Genomic DNA, 19,383 nt, shown 5'->3' with positions numbered 1-19,383 from the left:
GCTACCCCAAGGCTAAGGTCTGCCTCGGTTTTGAACGAACTTCACTTCGTCGGTCGTCAAGCAGCGTGGTTGCAAACCACGTGTGAGCATCGCCAATTTTGCCGTCTCTTCCAATTCTTCCATTGCGAAGACCGCGGCCCAAATGTTCCTGGCCGCAACTACTGGGCCATGATTTGCCAGCAATACCGCGCTGCGTTCGCCAGCCAAGCTTCTGACTGCATCGCCCATCGCTTCGTCTCCTGGCAAATAGAATGGAAGCAGTTTTACCTTGCCCAATCTCATTATCGAATACGGTGTCAGAGGCGGCAAAACGTCGTCCGGATCAATGTCAGGCAGCATCGACAAGGCGACCGAATATGTGGAGTGCAGATGGACCACTGCTCCAGTGCGGTTTCGTGTTTCATAAAACGCCACGTGTAACGGAATTTCTTTAGTCGGGCGATCCCCACTGAGTAGGCGAAAATTTGAGTCCAGATGGCTGATACGCATGGGTTCCAGAAAGCCTAAAGAACTGCCAGTCGGCGTAATCAGAAATGTACCATCAGACAATCGCGCAGAAATATTCCCCGAAGCGCCGCAGGTAAGCCCTCGGTCAAACATTGACTTCGCCAAATTGCAGATATCTTCACGCAGCTTGGCTTCTTCGCTCATGATGATTTCTCCATCTTTGCCAATGCTTCGGCAAAGAAGTTTTCGCCTCCGAAATTTCCGGACTTCAGCGCCAATGCAACTGGGTGTGAACCATGAAAACGAAGCAAAGGAACTCCGGCCGCTAGGCGTGGGCCGACTTCAAGCACCTGAGCACTTAGCCCTTTTACAACCGCTCCGGATGTCTCACCTCCGGCTACAACAAATCGAGTTACCCCTCTGCCGAGCAACTGCGCGGACAAATCCGAAAAGAAAGCTTCGACCGCGGTCGCTGCTCGATCCGTTCCAAATTCTGTTTGCGCTTTTCTAACTAAGGCGGGATCTGCAGATGAGTAAATAAGGGGTGGCGTTTCCTGTGCTATTACCCAATCCGCCAATTCCTGTGTATCAACCGCTCCTGTGATAGCATCTGACGCGCGGATTTCGCGATGGAGGGACGTACGCTTATAAGTGTCGACTTGACCTCGGGTGGCTCTGCTGCACGAACCGGAAAGTACAACCCCGGAGCCCTGAACCGCGGTCCACGATGGTTTCGCCTGGGTAAAATGGAAATTTTCTGGCAGGCCCAAAGCAATACCTGAACCCCCGCAAAGCAAAGGGGTGCCTTTTGCCGCCTTGCCAATCTCGATCATATCCACATCACGGATTGCGTCCACAATGGCATAACCTGTTGCCGGCAACTCAGCGCGAATTTCAGTAGCACCCCGCATCACTGTAAGAGCGCTGACATGATGGATCTGCTTTGGCGTTTGTTGTGCTAATACCCGCCTCAAATCTGAGTCGCGCATTGGGGTAAGTGGGTGATCCTGCATACCGCTTTCATTCAACAACTTATCCTGAACAAACAAATGCCCTTGATAAATACTGCGCCCATTTTCGGGAAATGCCGGACATACTATGACGCCATCGGCATTCAATCGATCGGACAAAGCATCCAAAACCGGACCAATGTTGCCGTCTGCCGTGCTGTCAAAAGTCGAACAGATCTTGAAAACGATCTGATCTGCTCCTTGAGCCAATAACCAATCACACGCGGCAAGACTGTCCTCAATTGCTTCGTTTAAAGGTGACGTCCGGGATTTTAGGGCGACGACTCCTGCGTCGAGATCATTAGCCGCTGGGAAATCCGGAGTTCCGATGAATTGGCACACTCGCAAACCTCCCTCAGCCAACGTAAGCGCGATGTCTGAGGCTCCTGTGAAGTCATCGGCTATCACGCCTATTTTCATAACTTGATCTCTTTAACAGGACCCGAGTCCAGCCGGTGAATGTGTGGTGCAATCCCTACGGGGAAAACCTCTCGGACAAGCGGATCATGACCGGGTATGATAAGCTTGGGGGACGACGCCAGTCTTTCCAAAGTTGCAAAGCCGTCCAGCATGTCCTGCAAATCGACCACAATCGGGAAGGCTTTCCGCGCCATAAAGTTCTCGTAGTAGTGTGAGGCGTCCGAGGCCAGTACCATCCACCCGGCGCCAGTTCGCACACGAACACACTGCAACCCGCGCGAGTGGCCGCCTATGCAATGCACAGTCACTCCTTCCGCAATCTCGGCATCACCGTCATGGAAAACAACTTTGCCAGAGTACAAACGCCTTATCGCTTCACATACATGATCGGCGGAAAACGGTGCCCGTAAATGGTCTTCGCACATGCAAGGGCCAGTGGCGAAATTCATTTCAGCTGATTGCATATGCAACTTGGCATTTGGGAACAGATGCAATCCACCAGCATGATCATAGTGAAGATGAGTTACGATGACCTGGCTAACGCTTTCGGGCAAAATTTCCAGCGGCTTCAACGCCTCGCGCGGGTCCACTGCAATGGGGCGCCCACGGGCGGCGCCTTCGTCCGCGTCATAGCCGGTGTCAACAAGAATCACTTCGTCGCCGCGCTTCAAAACCCAAACGAAATAATCCATTGCGTGGGGCGCGTCATGATTGTCGTCAAAAACAAAGCTATCTGCCCGGGTTCTGGCATTACGATCAGCATACTTAACAGCATGGATTTCCCAATCACTCATCGGATAACCTCGGAAAAAAGGACAACAGTTTTGTTGGCAATCATATCCGCCACAGCGGTATCGAAGGATTTAAAATGGGCGCTTTCTAGGTGAGCTTCGAAAGAAGCCGCGTCATCATAAACTTCATAGAGAAACACCGTCTGGGATTCGTCGCCAACACAAACGTCGAATTGACGACACCCCGGCTCGTTGCGCAACGAAGACGCGGCATTTTCAATCATCAACGGTAAGAATACCTCTCGCACTCCGGGTTTGAGAGTAAAGGTCACAGTAACCGCGAACATCAGACAGACAATCCTTTCAGGCGCGAGAAGACCCGCTTGGCTGCGGGAAATTGACTTACGATCAAGCCAATATTCAACACCAGTAGAATGGCAGCACCCGGGCGCGAAAAAAAGACGGACAAATCCCCGTCCGACAGAAACAGAGAACGGCGGAAGGTCTCGTCAAACAACCCACCCAAAATGACGCCGATCACTAGCGGCGCAATCGGGTATTTCATCAGGTTCATGAAATATGCCACCGCACCGACGGCAAGCATCAGGTAAAGATCGTTTATCCCGCCCCCAACACTGAACGAACCGATAGTAGTCAGCACCATTACGACCGGTAAAAAGACAGTCTGAGGTATTGCAAGTATCTTAATAAAGACTCGCGCCGTAAATAGCCCCATTAGAAACATTGTAAGAGACGCCATCACCAATATCGCCACAACACGCAGGATGATCTCGGGGTCTATAGTCGGTCCAGGGATCACATTGTTAATCTTGAAAGCGCCCATCAGAGCCGCTGCAGGGGGAGAACCTGGTATGCCCAGCACCAGCAAGGGAATTAGCGCTCCGCCTATGCATGCGTTGTTGGCCGTTTCAGAACACAACAGACCATCCAGGGAACCACGGCCGAATTTTTCACCTTCGGACGAAACGGTCTTTCCAACGCCGTAGCTAACCCAACCAGCGACATCCTCACCGACACCCGGTAGCGCACCGACACCCGTTCCAATCACCCCTGATCGGCCTATCGTCGGCAGATGTCGCCTTACAGATTTTAGATTAGGCAATATTCGTCCCTTAAGGGCCAGGACTTTACCTGCTTCCACATGACGCAAACCATCTATGATTTGAGGAACAGCAAAGGCACCCATCAGAACCGGGACAACCTGAAACCCACTCAACAAGTATGACCAGCCAAAGGTGTATCGGGGTTCAGACAAAAGAGGGTCAAGCCCAACCATTGACATCGCAAGCCCAACCAATCCTGCAATCCAGCCTTTAATCACCAGGTCTTCGCTCATCAGCGTGCCCGAAAGCAGAATACCGAACAGAGCAAGCAAAGCTTTTTCCGGGCTGGCGATGTTCTTTGACACCATTAGAAGCGCCCAGACAAATACCAAAAGCGTCAAGGTGCCGATCACCGTACCGATGAAACTAGCTGTTGTCGTAAGCCCCAACGCTTCTCCACCGCGGCCTGCTTTCGCCAGGGGATAGCCGTCCATTGCCGTTGCTGCACTGGCCGCCGTGCCGGGAATGTTCAACAGAATTGATGGATACGACCCACCATAAATCGCACCAACATAAGCTCCGAGCAAAGCGATCAGAGAGTAATCGAGCGGTATTTTGTTGCTGAAGAAGCCGGTGAGAATCGTTACCGCGAGCGTCGCCGTAAGTCCCGGCAGAGCACCGAATGAGATACCTAGGAAAACCGATGTTATCAAATATACATAGGAAAGCGGATCCACGACCAAATTCACGAGAGCCGCGCCAAATCCAGAAAGTTGCGAAACGATGAACTCCATTACGCTAGTCTTTCCACAATGGACGAAGCGATACGTAGTAGTGGTATTCGATCTGTTTGAATATCAGTCCACCGCGCGCGGGAACGTTCTGACGAAAGACAAATGCCATCATGCAAACGAGGATAAGAGGAGCCAATATCGCCACGATTGGCACAACCCGCAAAACGCTTTCGGATCGGGCTTTGATTGCCACTAAGACCGTCAAGCCTGTCCACAGCGCCAAAGTGACCCAATCATCACCGTGTGTGTTCCAATCCGGCTGGGTCGGATTTGTTGCAAATGCGAAAAACCCGGCGGCGACAACTGCAATGCAGGCCACAAGGGCGCGTTGGGCGTGACCGCCGTAGAAACCAAAGATCAAAGCTGTAATTAGCAGACCTGAACACAGGATAAAGTCAACTCTGGGGACCAAACCGACCAAGTATGCAAATATTATCAATCCGATGGTTAAGCTACGAAACGCTTCCGCTTTGTCCCAACCGATCCCTGCCGCGTTCAGCGCTTGTCGAGCACCACCCGATCCAATTGAAGTAACGAGCAGAACAACGGACAATACAAGCAACCCACCAAAGATAATTAACGGCACTATTGCCGCCGAGTTGTACCAATCTGAGCCGCTGACTCCTGCGCGGTTTTCACCCCAAAGTGGAATATCCAAGGTCTTCCACAAAAAGAACAGAGACGCGGCGATCAGGACCACTGACGCCCAAAAGTCCCGCGCGCGTAAGACCAGTGTTTCGTCGATCTTTTCCATTTCCTGCCTCCGGAAGAAAAGGGACGCAGGCAAAATGCGCCCCCTTCGATCGATCTGCTTTATGGTTTCTGGATACCCAGTGAGGCTGGGTCCACAGTTGCAGCGCCCAAATCCTGAAGTGTGTAGGCAAACGTAGCCTCAAGATTAGCGAACAGTTCCTGAGCTTCTGCCCCATGCTGTCCACCTACATCGTAGTTATTTGCGGCGGCCCACGAGGCGACTGCATCAGAGGCAATCGCCTGCTCGAATGCTTCGCCAAGCGCGGCTTTTACCTCGTCTCCGGCAGAGTTGTGCACGGCAAAACCGATTGCTTGTTTCAGGGGTAGGTATTGGTCAAGGCCGTCATAAATTCCAAATGCGGACGGTACCGTTGTTCCGGCAATTTGCGCGTCTTCCGGTGTTAACATCGCAAGAGGCTTCAACTGCCCACCTTCGATCAATGGTGCCTGCTCGGCCAAGGATGTAACTACCAAAGCTACTTCGCCCGCGATGGCGGCCTCCTGCCCAGGCGCAGAACCTTTGTAGGGTACAAACTTGAACTCCGCACCTGACCCTTTTTCAATGGCTAGTAGATTCAGGTGGTGAATAGACCCCGCGCCGGACGCAGCAGCGGGGATACTACCCGGCGCGGCTTTGGCGGCATCAACCAATTCTTCTAATGAATTGTATGGGCTTCCTGCCGGAACAGAAATCAGATCTGGCGATCCGCCTACGATGAAAGGGTACCAGAAGTCGAACTTTTGATCCCACCCGCCTTGCACGGCTGCCGTAACATTTGACTCGGACAATCCAACCAAGGTGTAACCATCGTCAGGTTGGTTCATTACATAAACCATCCCGTTCGAGCCCGCGACACCCCCGGTTTGATTGATCACGTTGATCGAAACAGGCAGGTGCTTTTCCATCTCAGCCATAATCATGCGGTTGATCGTATCGGTGCCGCCCCCGGCGCCCCAAACTACTGCCGTTGTGATGTCGCGATAGGGATAGTCCTGCGCGGTAGCGCCCGTTGCAAACCCGGTTGCCATCAAAGCAGCGAAAGCAAACGGTCTCAGTCTATACTTCATTTCTAATTCCTCCCGAGTCATCAATGCGTTTATTATTGCATTTTTTTATGTATACGTTAAAGAATGCACTGTCAACGGGCTGTAGTGAAGGCCGCTATCGCGCTATGAATGCGAAACGGGAAGGAAGTGGGGTCAAAATGGACAAAAGTTACCAAGTTGCAGTTTTCCATGGAGATGGAATTGGCCCAGAAATCATGGTGCCCGCGTTAGAAATTTTACAGCTGCTTTCAGCATGCAATCCCGACTATGACCTGGCATTCACAGATGCCCCGGCGGGTGCGTCGCATTACGCGGCCACGGGTGAAGCATTTCCCGCAAAGTCTTTGGAAACGGCCCGGGACGCCGACGCGATTCTTCTCTCGGCAATGGGTTTGCCGGACGTGCGCTACCCAGATGGCACCGAGATTTCTCCGCAGATTGACCTAAGAAAAAAACTGGGGCTGTTTGCCGGTGTTCGCCCGGTGAAGGTGAGCTCTGGACAAATCACACCATTGGCATTGCCCGAAGGAAAAGAAATCGACTTTGTTTTGATTCGGGAAAGCACAGAAGGATTGTTCTTTACGCAAGGCGCAGGCGATGTAAGCGAAGACGAGGCCCGCGAAACTTTGCTTATCACCCGTGACGTTTCCGAAAAACTGTTCCGCTTTGCGTTTCAACTCGCACAGACCCGCAAACAATCAGGCCGCGGCCAAGGTCGGGTCACTTGTGTCGACAAGGCCAATGTTTTCCGCGCGTTTGCTTTCTTTCGTTCGATTTTCGATGCCGAGGCTGCTCGTCATCCTGATCTTCAGGCGGATCACGCTTATGTGGATGCTACCGCGCTTTGGATGGTTCAAAAACCATGGGAATTTGACGTCCTTGTGACCGAAAATATGTTTGGCGACATTCTTTCTGACCTTGGAGCCGGCCTTATGGGTGGCCTCGGATTAGCGCCATCAGCAGATATCGGTCTGGATCACGCCGTTTTTCAACCTTGTCACGGCTCAGCACCGGACATCGCCGGACAAGGTATCGCCAACCCGTTCGCGATGATTTTGTCGGCTGCGATGATGCTGGAATGGCTGGGTTTAACCCACAAAAACCCAGCTTTGTCTCAGGACGGGACACGCCTGCGGGCAGCGGTTGAGCAAGTCTTAGCAGATGGCACAAACTTGACCCGTGATCTTGGCGGCACCGCAGGAACAAAAGACGCAGCTTCATCTGTATTGGAACTGTTGAAGGCATGAACACTAATCAAGATATAAGAGTCGCATGTGTCGGAGCCGGTTACTTCAGTCGTTTCCATTATGAGAGTTGGGTCCGAATGCCGGGCGCCATTCCAGTGGGCTCGTGCAACCGTGATCTTGAAAAAGCGCGGGCCACCGGACTTCCTGCGTATCAGGACATCTTGCAAATGCTGGAGACAGAAGAACCTGATTTGGTAGACATTATTTTGCCGCCGGTGGCTCAGGCAAAAGCAATTCGAACAGCTCTGGATTTCGGTATCAAATGGATGATCTGCCAAAAACCGTTTTGTCTGTCTTTGGCCGAGGCGAAGGCGGTCACCTCTGAAGCAGAGGCAGCGGGTGCAACTATTATCGTTCACGAAAACTTTCGATTTCAGCCTTGGTATCGTGCCATCAAAAAAGCAATGGACAAGGGTCTTATCGGCAGACCTTTGCAAGCTACATTTCGGCTGAGGCCCGGTGATGGACAGGGACCGAAAGCATACCTGGATCGGCAGCCGTATTTTCAGGAGATGCCACGATTTCTGGTACACGAAACAGCAGTTCATTGGATCGACACTTTTAGGTTTCTATTTGGGATACCCAGCGCTGTTTATGCCGATCTGCGCAGGGTAAATCCGGTTATTGCCGGCGAAGATGCTGGCTATATCCTGTTCGATCATCCGAACGGTTTGAAAGCTTTGTTCGATGGAAACAGGTGCCTTGACCACCAAGCAGAAAATCTGCGTCAGACCATGGGTGAGGCTCTCATCGAAGGAACCGAGGGATCCCTGGTTCTTTGTGGCGACGGCTCAGTGGAACTCCGTGGTTTCGGAAAACAAGAGCGGCAGCAGATTCTACCCCCAAGCAATCACGATGGTTTTGGAGGCGACTGCGTCCACGTCTTGCAAAGTCACGTCATTTCAGGCCTTTTAAGAGGCACGCCGTTCGAGAACACAGCCAGAGATTATCTGGACGTAATCCGCATCGAAGAAGCAATTTACCGCGCGGCTGCAGAGGAACGAAAGATTAACTTGGAGACACCTTGAAGGATCACGACAGCAAAACATTGTCTAATACGCAACGAGCCGCCCGAGATTTGCGGCGTATGATTTTGTCTGGTGAACTACCGGCCGGAACTGACCATCTGGAATCAGAGCTGGCGGAAACCCTTGGCATGTCCCGCACCCCGATCCGCGAGGCTGCTTTAATGCTGGAAAGCAGGGGCTTGCTGGAAATGCGCCCCCGCAAAGGTGTGCGCATTCTTCCTGTTTCCACTGAAGACATGCGCGAGATCTACGACATCCTTACAGAACTGGAAAGCCTTGCCGCGCAACGCGCGGCAGAGGCTGGATACTCTGAAGTAGAACTTGCGTTGCTGGCCACATCAATCTCTCAGATGGATCAGGCTATCGCAACGGAAGACCTTGAGGCATGGGCCGAAGCTGACGAGTTATTTCACAAGGAACTCGTTCGTTTAGGTGGCAACAAACGCATCGAAGCAATTGTGGCAATGATGAGTGATCAAGTTCGACGTGCGCGCGCAACGACGCTTTTTATTAGACCTTTGCCAGTCCAATCTAATGAAGATCATCGCGCGGTATTTAAAGCCATATGTGAAGGCCAGCCAGAAGTGGCGCGGGACCGCCATCGTAAGCACCGCTTGCAAGCTAAAAGGATGCTCTGCGAGATATTGGAAAAACATCGGCTCAACAGCCTTTAAATTCCTACAACTTGACGTTGCTACATGAGAGCACGCGAAAGATATTGAACTGCTCAGGCATGGGTCTTTAAAACTCGTGTGCTACAATCAAGCGGCGATTAAATGGCGGTGATGCCTTCATCGCGGCCAATAGCGTATTCGATAGGTCCGAAACCTAATGTGCGGTTTGGTTGGGAATACGCATCTTAAAAAAACGCCTGATGCTCAGGGCACACACTATTTCGTCAAGCAATTTAAGCACGGTACATTTTACCGAACCTTGATTAGTACGATATCGTATTATATAGTGCGATATCGTACTAATGGAGATTTCTTATGACAAACAGACGAAAGTTCCTGAAAATAATTGGCGGTGGTACGATAATAGCGGCTGCGGGAGCCGCCGGTTTCATGGCGACTCGCACACCGCAAAAGGCACTGGCACCTTGGCAACCCATTCCATACGAGGATCCACGCAAGGCGGCGTTATCTTATGCAATTCTCGCCCCCAATCCGCACAATCGCCAGCCTTGGCTGATAGAACTAATCGACGAGGACAGAGCCCGCATTCATCGTGACACAGAACGCGAATTGCCAGAGACCGATCCCAACCATCGTCAGCTTTACATCGGTCTTGGCGCCTTTTTAGAAACCATGGTTCTAGCGGCAAGCGCACAGGGTTTTAACGCAAAACTGACCCTTTTGCCTGAAGGGGATGAAGGACCCGTCGCAGACGCATCGTTTGAAGCCGGCGCAAAGGCCGATCCTCTGGCGGCCCATATTCTCAACAGGCATTCAAACAAAGAGCCTTACAGCGATAGACGCCTGCAACCTTCTGAAGCATCTGCCCTGAACGACTATGCGAGCTTGGTTTTGGATGAAGCAAAAGTTGCCCGAATTCGAGAACTCACAAAAAGAGCCTTTGAAATAGAGGTGAAGACACCGCGTACTTTGAAAGAGTCAGTCGATCTGATGCGCATTGGCAAAGCGGAAATCAATTCCAATCCCGACGGTATTGAACTTCGCGATCCGATGCTTGAAGCTTTGCGTCTGACGGGTTTGCTAGGCCAGGACACGTTGATGAATATTGATCACCCCGGCAATAAGGCACAACTGCGTGACTACTATGCCATGCTGGATGCGACGCCCCATTACGCCGTCATTACCACCCGGACAAATAACCGCCGGGATCAACTGGACGCCGGACGTCAGCTAATGCGGTTGTATCTGAAAACGACTGAAATGGGCGTCGGTGTTCATCCTGTAAGTCAGGCTCTGCAGGAATATCCAGAGATGGCTGGCGAATATGCGCTCGCGCACGAGCTTCTTGCTCCGCAGGGGCATACGGTTCAAATGTTGTTGAGATTGGGATATGGACCAGAACCAATACCCACACCACGCTGGCCGCTGGAGACGCGCTTACTGAATGAAGTCTAAAGATGAAATCGAAGAAGTTTATCGGTTCTTTACCGAGGTCGGGATCATCAACCAGTTGATCTCGACCAAGCTTGAAGCATTGTTGCCTAACCGTATGACCGCAACTCAGTTCGGCATACTTGGACATCTTGTGCGTCGCCCCGACGGAGAAACTCCGCTCCAACTGTCAAAGGCGTTCCAGGTTCCAAAGACATCGATGACTCATATGCTTGCGGGGTTAGAAACTAAAGCGCTGATTACCTTAGAACCCAATCCAAGCGATAAGCGTTCAAAAATTGCTCGTTCGACATCGCGAGGTGAGCAATTTTTGAATGAAAGCATGCAGAGAATGTCAAAAGCTTTGCAGCCAGTATTGGATGATCTGGGACACGAACCCTTTGCCAACTCGTTGACTTACCTGGCTCGAATTCGTGAAACTCTAGACAAGGAACGGGACTAAGTTCAGTCTGAGTCACCGCTTTTTAAGGGCCGGATACGGACAACTTTATACAACCGGTACGTGGAGGTATGACGTGTCGACAGGGTCCAGTGGATTGCTCTCTTGGAAAATGACTGGCACAATTTGCGCCTCAGCATCCTTGGCGATCCTGCTTGGACGCGAAATAGAACCTTTCGGAGGAGTGGCAGCGGTTGCTGGGTTTTCGGCGGGGCTTCTTGGGTCTGTATTTTCGACACCTGTTGCAACCGCAAGAACTTTGGTCCTCGTGGCTTCATGCATTTTGATCTGCACACTAATTCCTGCGCAATGGACTGCATTCTTGTGCGGCTTTGTCCTTGTGAGCTGGGCCGCTTTTGATGCCCGCATCAGCGGCAGCCTTGCCACAGTTCCCGCATTGAACGGTTTGTTACTTTACTTGCTGATACCTCCTGACCAGCGAACAGCCTCATTGGTGGCAATGTTCGTGATCGCAGCTGCGGTCGGAGGCTTGGTAAGCACGTGGCTTCGTTTGCTTGGATCTGCAAGACGCAAACCCATGTCCGTGAAAGGGGCAGTATCGATTTGGATTTTTTTGATCTTGGGTCTGGGATTAACGTCGATACTTGCGCAAATGATCGGAAATCAAAAATCCTATTGGCTTTCCTTTCTTTTCGTATTCCGTGTTTTGGCCCCGCTAGAGAAAGTTCCTGACTCAGCGCTTAGGTTCGGGATCGGGGTGGCAATCGGATCGTTGGTCGCAATATGTCTTGAGTCCGTGGGTTTGCCGCATCGGGTTCTCATGCTTCTTGGCATTGCATCCGCTATCGTCGGTGTCCACCGGATAGGTGGGCGGACAATGTGGACCGCGATGTTCTTCACGATTGCGACCCTTCTAATTACTGCTCCTACGGTAGAATTCGCGGTCTTTCGAATTGAAGCGGCTGCAATGGTAGTCGTCTTGGTTGGTGGCCTTGCGTTTCTGATAAGTTGGATCTGGGAGCGTATTGAAAACCGGATTGGCGTTTGATTGAACAGCAAAAGCTATAACTTGGCTGCTTAAAACATCATACAGTCTGCACCCGGAGACAGTGGAGCAGCGCCCTCAGGTAAATTGGGTGAATAGTCGAAAGTCACAATTTTTGCGCCACCGTCAAATGCAACGAATAGCTGATTTGACCCCGGCCGGATGGCAATGCCTTCCGGGTCGGCACCGAACTCCAGCAAGCTTACCTGGGCCAAAAGTTGCCCGTTGGATGTGAATTCGTACAGGCTGTTTGATCCTTCCCAATCGTCGACAATCAACATGTGGCCGGTGCGGGGATCAATAGCGATGCCTTGCGCTTCACTTAAAGGCGGGGACAGGTTCATTGTATCTAATCGGAACTTTAAATTTCCATCCATGTCGAACCAAGAAAGCCTTTCTGGATCGTCTTCGACGGTCACAATCTCTCCGCTGGATGTGATTGCGATGCCTTCCGTGTCCGCAAATCCACCCTCCAGCACGAAAGGCGCACCCAGTGGCATCCCATCTTTCGTCAAACGTTGAAGGCCACCGAATCCGTCGCCGACCAGAAGGTGGTCTCCCTCCACCGCAATCGCTTTGATCCGGTGCAGGTCGCTGCTGACACGGCGCAGTTCGTCGCCTTGAAGAGTAACCAGTACGGCTTCGGTGCTTTCGTTGGCAATCCACAACCCACAGAAAGTAGGATCGTAATCCAAGCTTGCTGGACGGTTTAATTCATAACGGCCAGTCTCTTTTAGTTCCAATGCCGCCGCCGAAATTGGTAACATACAGCAAAGAAAAACAACCATTCCTTGGTACATCAAACACTCCTAGTTTCTGAAAAGTGAAACAGTGTTCTTTCTACTCAGTCCAAATTCACGATACGGGTTTGGGAGCGGTATTTTAACTACCCCCATGGTCCGGTTCCTGGGCCACGTTTTATTTCAGAACCAGCCGGACTCCGACGCTGCCTGTTCGATTGCTCTGCGAGTTTCTGTAATGCCGCTATCCTGTTTGCCGTCGAAGGGTGCGTTGAAAACAGCTTGTCACGTTTATGGGCATGCAACGGGTTGATGATGAACATATGTGCGGTCGCCGGGTTCCGTTCCGCAGTGTCGTTGTCAATTCGAGCAGCGCCGCGCTGAATACGTTGTAAAGCTGACGCCAAAGCCAAAGGTTGCCCGCAAATTTCAGCACCGACTCTGTCCGCCGAGTACTCTCTTGTCCGACTAATGGCCATTTGCACTAACCCAGCCGCTAAGGGGGCCAAAATCATCAAGGCTATAGTCCCAACCAACCCTATCGCGCTGTCTCTTCTTCCACCAAAAAACAATGCAAAGTTTGCCAGCATTGTAATTGCACCTGCAAATGTCGCTGTGACTGTCATGATCGCGGTATCGTGGTTTTTAATGTGAGCTAGTTCATGCGCGATTACCCCTGCTAACTCTTCGCGCGATAGCGTTTGCAACAACCCCGAAGTTACAGCGACGGCGGCGTTGCGGGGATTACGCCCTGTTGCAAAAGCGTTTGGTTGGGGTGTTTCGATCAGATAGATTTCCGGTGTTGGCAAGTCAGCATTGCCAGCCAGTGTCTCAACCAATTTGGACAAACCCAATCGATCTTCGGTCAGAACTGGTCGTGCATTGTGCATCCTCAGAACCATTTTGTCCGAATTCCACCACGTAAATACGTTCATTCCAGCGGCAACCATCAAAGCAATCAGCATGCCGCCTGTACCCGCAAGAAGATATCCAAAACCCATGAACAAAGCGGTCATTGCGGCCATCAATATCGCTGTTTTCGCATAACCCATCCGAAAGCCCTCGGCGTAATTCCGTGATCAATTCGTCCTGCTTACACAGATTATTGCTTTGACTTGCGACAATTCCAAGAACTCAGGACATTCATCTGGCTTCAATTCGATAGTTCAAAAGTTCAAATATAATATATTTTTCAATATGTTATTGATTGAATTCTGGGTCCGTCAAAAATTCTCGTCCTACTGTGACCTACTTAACTTTATAGGAAACGAGCGTTTGGCATTATGTTTGCAAAGGATCAGCTAGTGTCACGAGTAACCAGATGTATTTTTCCACGTTTGACGGACATCGCAGTTCCGTCAATGACATCCAAAAAGACGAATTTGCCCGAAAATTTCCACTGTTGGAAGACGCTGATGTGTACGCGCGCTGGAAAGCAAGTTCTTGGCAGATTACCCGGATCGGCGATATCTGGAAAAGATCAGGGAGGATATTTTCTTTGAATTACGCAGGTTCAAACGTGTATCCCTCGTTCCAGTTTGCCGAGGATGGAACCCCGCTTCCTTTGATGAAAAAAATCCTTGACGCGCTGCCACAGGACATGACGCCGTGGGAACGTGCATTTTGGATGGCTTCGCCCAAAAACGAACTCGAAGGCGAGTGCCCTGTGAAGTGTGTCCGGAGGAATGATGACCGAGTGATCCAAGCCGCGTCAAAAGTTGAGCAGCTTACCACTCAATAAGTTCAACTATCCAGTGATTTTGCAGAAGCTTTGAATATTGGGGCAAAGCTATGCGATGTTGACCTCTGAATTACACTGGGCAAACTTCGTTTTTGACATCGCGCTCAAAAGAAAATTCCATGACCGAAAACACTCCAAAGTTAGTGCTTGTTTGTGGCAAACCAGCCGCGGGAAAATCGACTCTCGCTCGTCAACTTGGTGAGGCAAAACGTACAGTCGTTATTTCCGAGGATGAGTGGTTGGCGGCATTATATAGAAACGAAATGTCTACAATCTCGGACTATGTTCAGTGTTCAAGACAATTGCGCGGCATCATGGGGCGTCATGTCGTTTCATTGCTGAAGGCAGGGATATCAGTCGTTCTGGATTATCCAGCCAATACACTTGCTGCGCGCTCTTGGATGAACAGTGTCGCTAAATCCGCAAACGCGGCAAGTGAGCTTCACTATCTCGATCTGCCCAATGATCTGTGTAAAACAAGAATGCGAGAGCGGAATGAGGCCGGTGAACACCAGTTTCAACTGACTGAGGAACAATTTGATCAGATAGCCAGCCATTTCGTTGCCCCAACCGCCGATGAAGGTTTTGAGCTAGTGGTTCATCGTCTGAAATGAATTGAGACAAGGTATCCCGCGGGACAACTATCTTTTAACTCAGATTCAGAATTGGCCCATCCAGCAATCTGACGAGTTCTCCAAAGTAACCATTTGATCGCGCAGGACGCGTAGGATCAGATGAAATAGCGACGGCAAGGTTACGGCGTGTGTGAGCCGCAATAATTTGGCCCCCATACCCTCGCGCCAAGGCATAGCCAGAAGGCGTTAGAAACCATCCATAACCGTATTCCAATCCAGAAAAGCCGATCGGCCATACGGTTTGGTCGACGCTGCAACCCAGCTTTCAGGAACTACCTGACGTCCACCAAAGGCACCCCGATCCCTAAGCAGAACTGCAATTTTCAACATCGATTTTGGAGTAATAGCCATCTCATTCCCGCCCAGATAATATCCTTGCGGATCCCTCGTCCAAGCTGGGATGTCGATACCAAGTGGTGCCCCCAATCTGTCGCGTACTTGGGACAAAAGGCTTTGGTCCGAGGCGATTGAAAGGGCCGCACCCAGGACATGAGTCGAGCCGGTGGAATAAAGCATACTCTTTCCGGGTTCAGCGACCATCGGTCGTGTAAGCGCATCGGCAATCCAGTTCGGAGAACTTATCCATTCTCCATAATTTCCGCCGGATGTCCTCTCAAGCCCCGCCCTCAGGGTTACCAAATCTTCCATGGTTATGCTTTCCGAACCGGGCGTAGCATTTGCCGGCAAGAGTTGCGGCGCAACCTCTTGGATTGTGGAATTGAAAGATGAAATCTCAGACCTGTCAATTGCTATTCCAAGCAAGAGTGCAACAATGCTCTTGGAACAAGATTTTATATTCGCCAGTCGATCTAATCCTGGCCCCCTGGGTGCCTCAGCAAAAACAATCTCATCTCCACGCTGAACCTGTAGAGATTGCAATTGCGGCAGATTATTTATTCTATCGCTCAGGAAATCATTTCGGGCGCGCGCGATGAACGGCGCGGCCACAGATGCTGCGGAAATCAACAGAAATGAACGACGCGAGTTCATAGGATTTACTTGGCAGCAGAATTCTGAATGTCCAGCCAGAAAGTCAAATTAGGGGTCATTTGACCCAGATTCGGACGGTAACCACAGGACCCAATGAACATTTGGGACTTGCGGCCACAGTAGAAGGCAAGCGTTTATGGAGTCGACACCTAAACTTGAGCATTTTGTGCTAGGCTGAACATGAGGATGTTCTAGGAGGAGTTTTTACGTTGCTACCGAATTCGCTCCGTCTTGCCGTTGTCGTGATGATCCTGACCGCCTCTACGGGTTCGCTGACTACCCCAGCAGATGCCCGGTCAGTTGATATTCCCGATTGGCTGCAAAAACATGTTGGCACTGGCGATGGTCAGATCGCGCCGATCGTCCTTGATCGAGCACGCGCATTGTATCAAAAGAAGGTTCGTCAGGGTCTTGTTAAAAACCCTTGCTACCTTGCCAAAGATGCAACGCGTCCCAGCACTTCAGCCAGCGGTAAGCCGGGGCGGCGTTTCTACGTAATTTGTGAATCGACCAAATCGTTTCGCGCTGTTTCCTCGGGCTATGGAAATGGTCGAAATCTGCAGCGGGCGAACTTTTCGAACGGAAGGCAATGCGCCAGAAACTTCAGCAACGCAGAGGGTTCAAAGCTGACTACCGGTGGATCTTATGTGACGGCGGAAACACGAACTTCATTCAAAGGGTATTATAATCAATCTGGGATGAGAAAACCCTTTTACCGCACATTTCTGTTGTTTGATGGTGAAGGAGAAACTCGCAACGCCCGAGAGCGCGCTATCGGCGGCCATCAGGCTGTTTTCTTGAAATGGCAATGCCGATTCAAAAACCCGCAAAGCCCACATGCCGACGACGAAGGGTATGTTCCCTATGGAAAGCTGGTGAATTACACAGGCGGTCGCAGCAACGGTTGCACGACTTGGTCGCAATCTGCTTCGAAAGAAATTCTGGCGCTTGTCGAGGGAAGCCCGACAACTCTCTACATTTATCCAGAGTCCAGTGACATTGATGCTGTTGCAAAAGCCTTGAAGAAGGGGAGGTCACTTTCCCGTGCCGGGCTTTATTGGAACGCAGCCTGTCTACAGGCGATCGGAACTCCGAAGTTTTGGCCAAAAAGAACACTCCAACCGATCATCAATCAATGGCGGCAGTCATTGCCCAAGCAATCGCCGCTTGTTTTGCCAATCTGTAAGTGAAACCTAAGCTTTCTCAGGAGTGGAGAAATCTAAGTGGGTGAGACACCTTACCTTATTGGATTCTGTTCGAACCAGATCTCACCCTGTTGCATTTGGTTCCGGTTCCGGATCCAATTGAACTACGTCAAGGCGGTGGCGATCACACTTTTCGTCGCTAACCTTAAAGTTTGAGTAGTCCAGTGACAGTCATCGTTCAGATTTGAAACCCAATCGAACAACGCGCTGCTCTGGCCAACCAGCGCGTAGCGATACCCCGCTCTTGCAACCTCTTTCGGCTAATCCGATTCACTGAAATCAATGTGGATGTGGTTGCCGTCAGGATCGGCCAAATGGAATTGGATTATTCCAACTCCAGGAACGTTTGTTTTCTCATACGCGTGCTTTCGATCTACCAGTTTTTGTTCGAAGGACTCCATTCCTTTTGCATTGAACGCAAAATGTTCCAGCTTCAATTTCACCTCAGAGCCAACATTTGGTTGCCCATCGTGGCCTACAAGATGAACGACAGCCTGACCATCCGCATACAACCATGCGCCAGGGACTGGAAAATCGGGACGTGGCCCGGGGGCCAAACCAAGCACCTCTTCGTACCATGCCACCATTTCCGGTAATCTGGTGGTAACGATATTCACATGATCAAGCTGTTCAATTCTCATTTAAAACCCTTCAAGGACAAGCTTGCCCCTTGCTTTGCCGCTTTCGAGAATTGCATGGGCACCCATCAAATTGGCGGCATTGATTTTACCAAGTGTTTCCGTCGCTGTTGACCTGACTTTTCCTGCATCTATCAGGCCGGCAACCTGATTCAGGATATCACTTTGACGGTTCATGTCACCCGTCCCGAACAATGACCGAGTGTACATGAACTCCCAGTGAATTGAGATCGACTTGGATTTGAACGGCATAATGTCGAAACTCGCTGGATCGTCAATCAAACCAAATCGACCTTGGGGGGTCATCACCTCTCCGGCCTGGGCCGCGTAAAGTTGCGATTGATTGGTCGAATATACGAAATCCACGCTCTCGGTACCGAAAGCTTCGAGCTGGGGCCCAAACGGTTCCGCATGATTGACCACATGATGTGCGCCCAACTCCCGAACCCAGTCCTGGGTCTCAGGTCTGGACGCGGTAGCTATGACAGTCAAATCAGTTAGGGCTCTGGCCAGCTGAATGGTGATCGAACCCACACCACCAGCACCACCAATGACCAGCAAAGTATTTGTTCCATTTGGAACACTTTGACCAACCTGCAGCCGATCGAACAGCATCTCATAAGCTGTCAAGGTCGTAAGTGGCATTGCAGCAGCAGCCGAAGCCGGGACGGACTTTGGTGCGGCTCCGACGATGCGTTCATCAACCAGATGAAATTCGGCGTTGGTCCCCGGCCGATCGATTGCCCCAGCATACCAAACAAGGTCTCCCGGATTATAGTTTGTGACTGCCTCGCCGACTGCTTGAACTGTCCCGAATGCATCCCAGCCGAGAATAGCGGGTTGTCCACCTTCAGGTGGGCGCAACTGCCGTATTTTGGTATCAACTGGGTTTACTGAGACTGCCTGTACCTTTACGAGCAGATCGTGCCCATTAGGTGTCGGTTTGTCCGTCTCAAAATCTATCAAGGCGTCTGGCTGATTTATCTTTCCGGCCTTCAGATATCCTACGGCTTTCATGGTTCGTTCCTTGCTTCAAACAGGCATCAACCGATGACCGTCATTTCATTCAGCGTGAATTCGGTGACGGCGCCGTCGGTTGCCGCCATGTAAGCGGCCAAATGTGGGGCCTTCATATGAGCTTGCCAAAGCTCACGGCTTTGCCAGTTTTCATAAAACAGGAAGTGTGCGGGGTTTTCATTATCCTGATGCAGGTCGTAATTGACGCAGCCTTCTTCAGTGCGCGTGACTTCTATGAGCTTGATTAGTTCCGCCTTAACAAGATCAATTTTGCTGGGATTAGCTTTTATATTGGCGACGATTGTCAGCTTGGCCATCTGTGCGGTTCCTTGAAAATAAGAAAG

The 19,383-nt window shown here is 51.0% G+C and carries 22 protein-coding genes; 9 read left to right on the top strand and 13 right to left on the bottom strand.

Annotated elements, in window-relative coordinates; all coding sequences use genetic code 11:
* Nucleotides 1-12: 12 nt before the first annotated feature.
* From otnC to AC2FNE_RS12380, 7 genes are read right to left on the bottom strand one after another with little or no spacing between them, the layout of a single operon-like run.
* Nucleotides 13-651, bottom strand: coding sequence for a 3-oxo-tetronate 4-phosphate decarboxylase (gene otnC / locus AC2FNE_RS12410; RefSeq protein WP_170607552.1), 639 nt, complete (start codon nucleotides 649-651; stop codon nucleotides 13-15).
* The gene (gene otnK / locus AC2FNE_RS12405) at nucleotides 648-1,877 is read right to left on the bottom strand and encodes a 3-oxo-tetronate kinase (RefSeq protein ID WP_496805478.1); all 1,230 of its coding nucleotides are present in this window, start codon (nucleotides 1,875-1,877) and stop codon (nucleotides 648-650) included. The genes otnC and otnK overlap by 4 nt, the downstream gene beginning before the upstream one ends.
* A complete protein-coding gene (locus tag AC2FNE_RS12400) occupies nucleotides 1,874-2,671 on the bottom strand; it encodes an N-acyl homoserine lactonase family protein (RefSeq protein WP_496805477.1) in 798 nt (265 codons plus the stop codon). Before AC2FNE_RS12400 ends, otnK begins: the two co-directional genes overlap by 4 nt.
* The gene (locus AC2FNE_RS12395; RefSeq protein WP_170607546.1) at nucleotides 2,668-2,955 is read right to left on the bottom strand and encodes a putative quinol monooxygenase; all 288 of its coding nucleotides are present in this window, start codon (nucleotides 2,953-2,955) and stop codon (nucleotides 2,668-2,670) included. Before AC2FNE_RS12395 ends, AC2FNE_RS12400 begins: the two co-directional genes overlap by 4 nt.
* Nucleotides 2,955-4,466 carry a tripartite tricarboxylate transporter permease gene (locus tag AC2FNE_RS12390; protein WP_170607544.1) on the bottom strand — a complete coding sequence of 504 codons (1,512 nt, stop codon included), beginning with the start codon at nucleotides 4,464-4,466 and terminating at the stop codon, nucleotides 2,955-2,957. Before AC2FNE_RS12390 ends, AC2FNE_RS12395 begins: the two co-directional genes overlap by 1 nt.
* A 4-nt stretch (nucleotides 4,467-4,470) precedes the next feature.
* A complete protein-coding gene (locus AC2FNE_RS12385) occupies nucleotides 4,471-5,220 on the bottom strand; it encodes a hypothetical protein (RefSeq protein WP_496772495.1) in 750 nt (249 codons plus the stop codon).
* Between the two features lie 59 nt (nucleotides 5,221-5,279).
* A complete protein-coding gene (locus AC2FNE_RS12380; protein ID WP_170474499.1) occupies nucleotides 5,280-6,287 on the bottom strand; it encodes a Bug family tripartite tricarboxylate transporter substrate binding protein in 1,008 nt (335 codons plus the stop codon).
* A gap of 137 nt (nucleotides 6,288-6,424) precedes the next feature.
* On the opposite strand from AC2FNE_RS12380, the gene AC2FNE_RS12375 reads away from it, so the two are divergent.
* From AC2FNE_RS12375 to AC2FNE_RS12350, 6 genes are all read left to right on the top strand, one after another.
* Nucleotides 6,425-7,513, top strand: coding sequence for an isocitrate/isopropylmalate dehydrogenase family protein (locus AC2FNE_RS12375; RefSeq protein WP_170607542.1), 1,089 nt, complete (start codon nucleotides 6,425-6,427; stop codon nucleotides 7,511-7,513).
* Entirely contained in the window at nucleotides 7,510-8,541 is a 1,032-nt protein-coding gene (locus AC2FNE_RS12370) for a Gfo/Idh/MocA family protein (RefSeq protein ID WP_496805476.1), read from the top strand. Before AC2FNE_RS12375 ends, AC2FNE_RS12370 begins: the two co-directional genes overlap by 4 nt.
* Nucleotides 8,538-9,215, top strand: coding sequence for a GntR family transcriptional regulator (locus AC2FNE_RS12365; RefSeq protein WP_254442619.1), 678 nt, complete (start codon nucleotides 8,538-8,540; stop codon nucleotides 9,213-9,215). The genes AC2FNE_RS12370 and AC2FNE_RS12365 overlap by 4 nt, the downstream gene beginning before the upstream one ends.
* A 315-nt stretch (nucleotides 9,216-9,530) precedes the next feature.
* Nucleotides 9,531-10,631 (top strand): Acg family FMN-binding oxidoreductase, encoded by a 1,101-nt coding sequence (locus AC2FNE_RS12360; RefSeq protein ID WP_170474491.1) that lies wholly within the window; start codon nucleotides 9,531-9,533, stop codon nucleotides 10,629-10,631.
* On the top strand, nucleotides 10,621-11,070 hold the full coding sequence (locus tag AC2FNE_RS12355) for a MarR family winged helix-turn-helix transcriptional regulator (protein WP_496805475.1): 450 nt from the start codon (nucleotides 10,621-10,623) through the stop codon (nucleotides 11,068-11,070). The genes AC2FNE_RS12360 and AC2FNE_RS12355 overlap by 11 nt, the downstream gene beginning before the upstream one ends.
* Before the next feature lie 73 nt (nucleotides 11,071-11,143).
* Entirely contained in the window at nucleotides 11,144-12,076 is a 933-nt protein-coding gene (locus AC2FNE_RS12350; RefSeq protein ID WP_170607537.1) for a hypothetical protein, read from the top strand.
* Nucleotides 12,077-12,105: 29 nt separating this feature from the next.
* Here the strand turns inward: AC2FNE_RS12350 and AC2FNE_RS12345 are convergent, their stop codons facing one another.
* Nucleotides 12,106-12,873 (bottom strand): hypothetical protein, encoded by a 768-nt coding sequence (locus AC2FNE_RS12345; protein ID WP_496805474.1) that lies wholly within the window; start codon nucleotides 12,871-12,873, stop codon nucleotides 12,106-12,108.
* 86 nt (nucleotides 12,874-12,959) lie between these two features.
* On the bottom strand, nucleotides 12,960-13,865 hold the full coding sequence (gene htpX, locus AC2FNE_RS12340) for a zinc metalloprotease HtpX (protein ID WP_496805473.1): 906 nt from the start codon (nucleotides 13,863-13,865) through the stop codon (nucleotides 12,960-12,962).
* A gap of 269 nt (nucleotides 13,866-14,134) precedes the next feature.
* Here htpX and AC2FNE_RS12335 point away from each other — a divergent pair, with 269 nt between their 5' ends.
* On the top strand, nucleotides 14,135-14,554 hold the full coding sequence (locus AC2FNE_RS12335; RefSeq protein WP_170607531.1) for a hypothetical protein: 420 nt from the start codon (nucleotides 14,135-14,137) through the stop codon (nucleotides 14,552-14,554).
* 119 nt (nucleotides 14,555-14,673) lie between these two features.
* Complete coding sequence (locus tag AC2FNE_RS12330) at nucleotides 14,674-15,168, top strand: P-loop nucleotide/nucleoside kinase family protein (RefSeq protein ID WP_170607529.1); 495 nt, start codon at nucleotides 14,674-14,676, stop codon at nucleotides 15,166-15,168.
* Between the two features lie 207 nt (nucleotides 15,169-15,375).
* Here the strand turns inward: AC2FNE_RS12330 and AC2FNE_RS12325 are convergent, their stop codons facing one another.
* Entirely contained in the window at nucleotides 15,376-16,179 is an 804-nt protein-coding gene (locus AC2FNE_RS12325; RefSeq protein WP_496805472.1) for a serine hydrolase domain-containing protein, read from the bottom strand.
* Nucleotides 16,180-16,388: 209 nt separating this feature from the next.
* On the opposite strand from AC2FNE_RS12325, the gene AC2FNE_RS12320 reads away from it, so the two are divergent.
* The gene (locus tag AC2FNE_RS12320; protein WP_254442620.1) at nucleotides 16,389-17,369 is read left to right on the top strand and encodes a murein L,D-transpeptidase catalytic domain family protein; all 981 of its coding nucleotides are present in this window, start codon (nucleotides 16,389-16,391) and stop codon (nucleotides 17,367-17,369) included.
* 275 nt (nucleotides 17,370-17,644) lie between these two features.
* Here the strand turns inward: AC2FNE_RS12320 and AC2FNE_RS12315 are convergent, their stop codons facing one another.
* The 3 genes from AC2FNE_RS12315 to AC2FNE_RS12305 are packed head-to-tail and all read right to left on the bottom strand — an operon-like array spanning nucleotide 17,645 to nucleotide 19,356.
* Nucleotides 17,645-18,025 (bottom strand): VOC family protein, encoded by a 381-nt coding sequence (locus tag AC2FNE_RS12315; RefSeq protein WP_170607527.1) that lies wholly within the window; start codon nucleotides 18,023-18,025, stop codon nucleotides 17,645-17,647.
* On the bottom strand, nucleotides 18,026-19,039 hold the full coding sequence (locus AC2FNE_RS12310; RefSeq protein ID WP_170607526.1) for a zinc-binding alcohol dehydrogenase family protein: 1,014 nt from the start codon (nucleotides 19,037-19,039) through the stop codon (nucleotides 18,026-18,028).
* 26 nt (nucleotides 19,040-19,065) lie between these two features.
* Nucleotides 19,066-19,356 (bottom strand): putative quinol monooxygenase, encoded by a 291-nt coding sequence (locus AC2FNE_RS12305; RefSeq protein ID WP_170474473.1) that lies wholly within the window; start codon nucleotides 19,354-19,356, stop codon nucleotides 19,066-19,068.
* Nucleotides 19,357-19,383: the final 27 nt, after the last annotated feature.

Source organism: Ruegeria sp. YKSD179 (assembly GCF_059612885.1).
The sequence above is the reverse complement of the archived record's forward strand: the minus strand, read 5'-3'. Positions and strand labels throughout refer to the sequence as shown.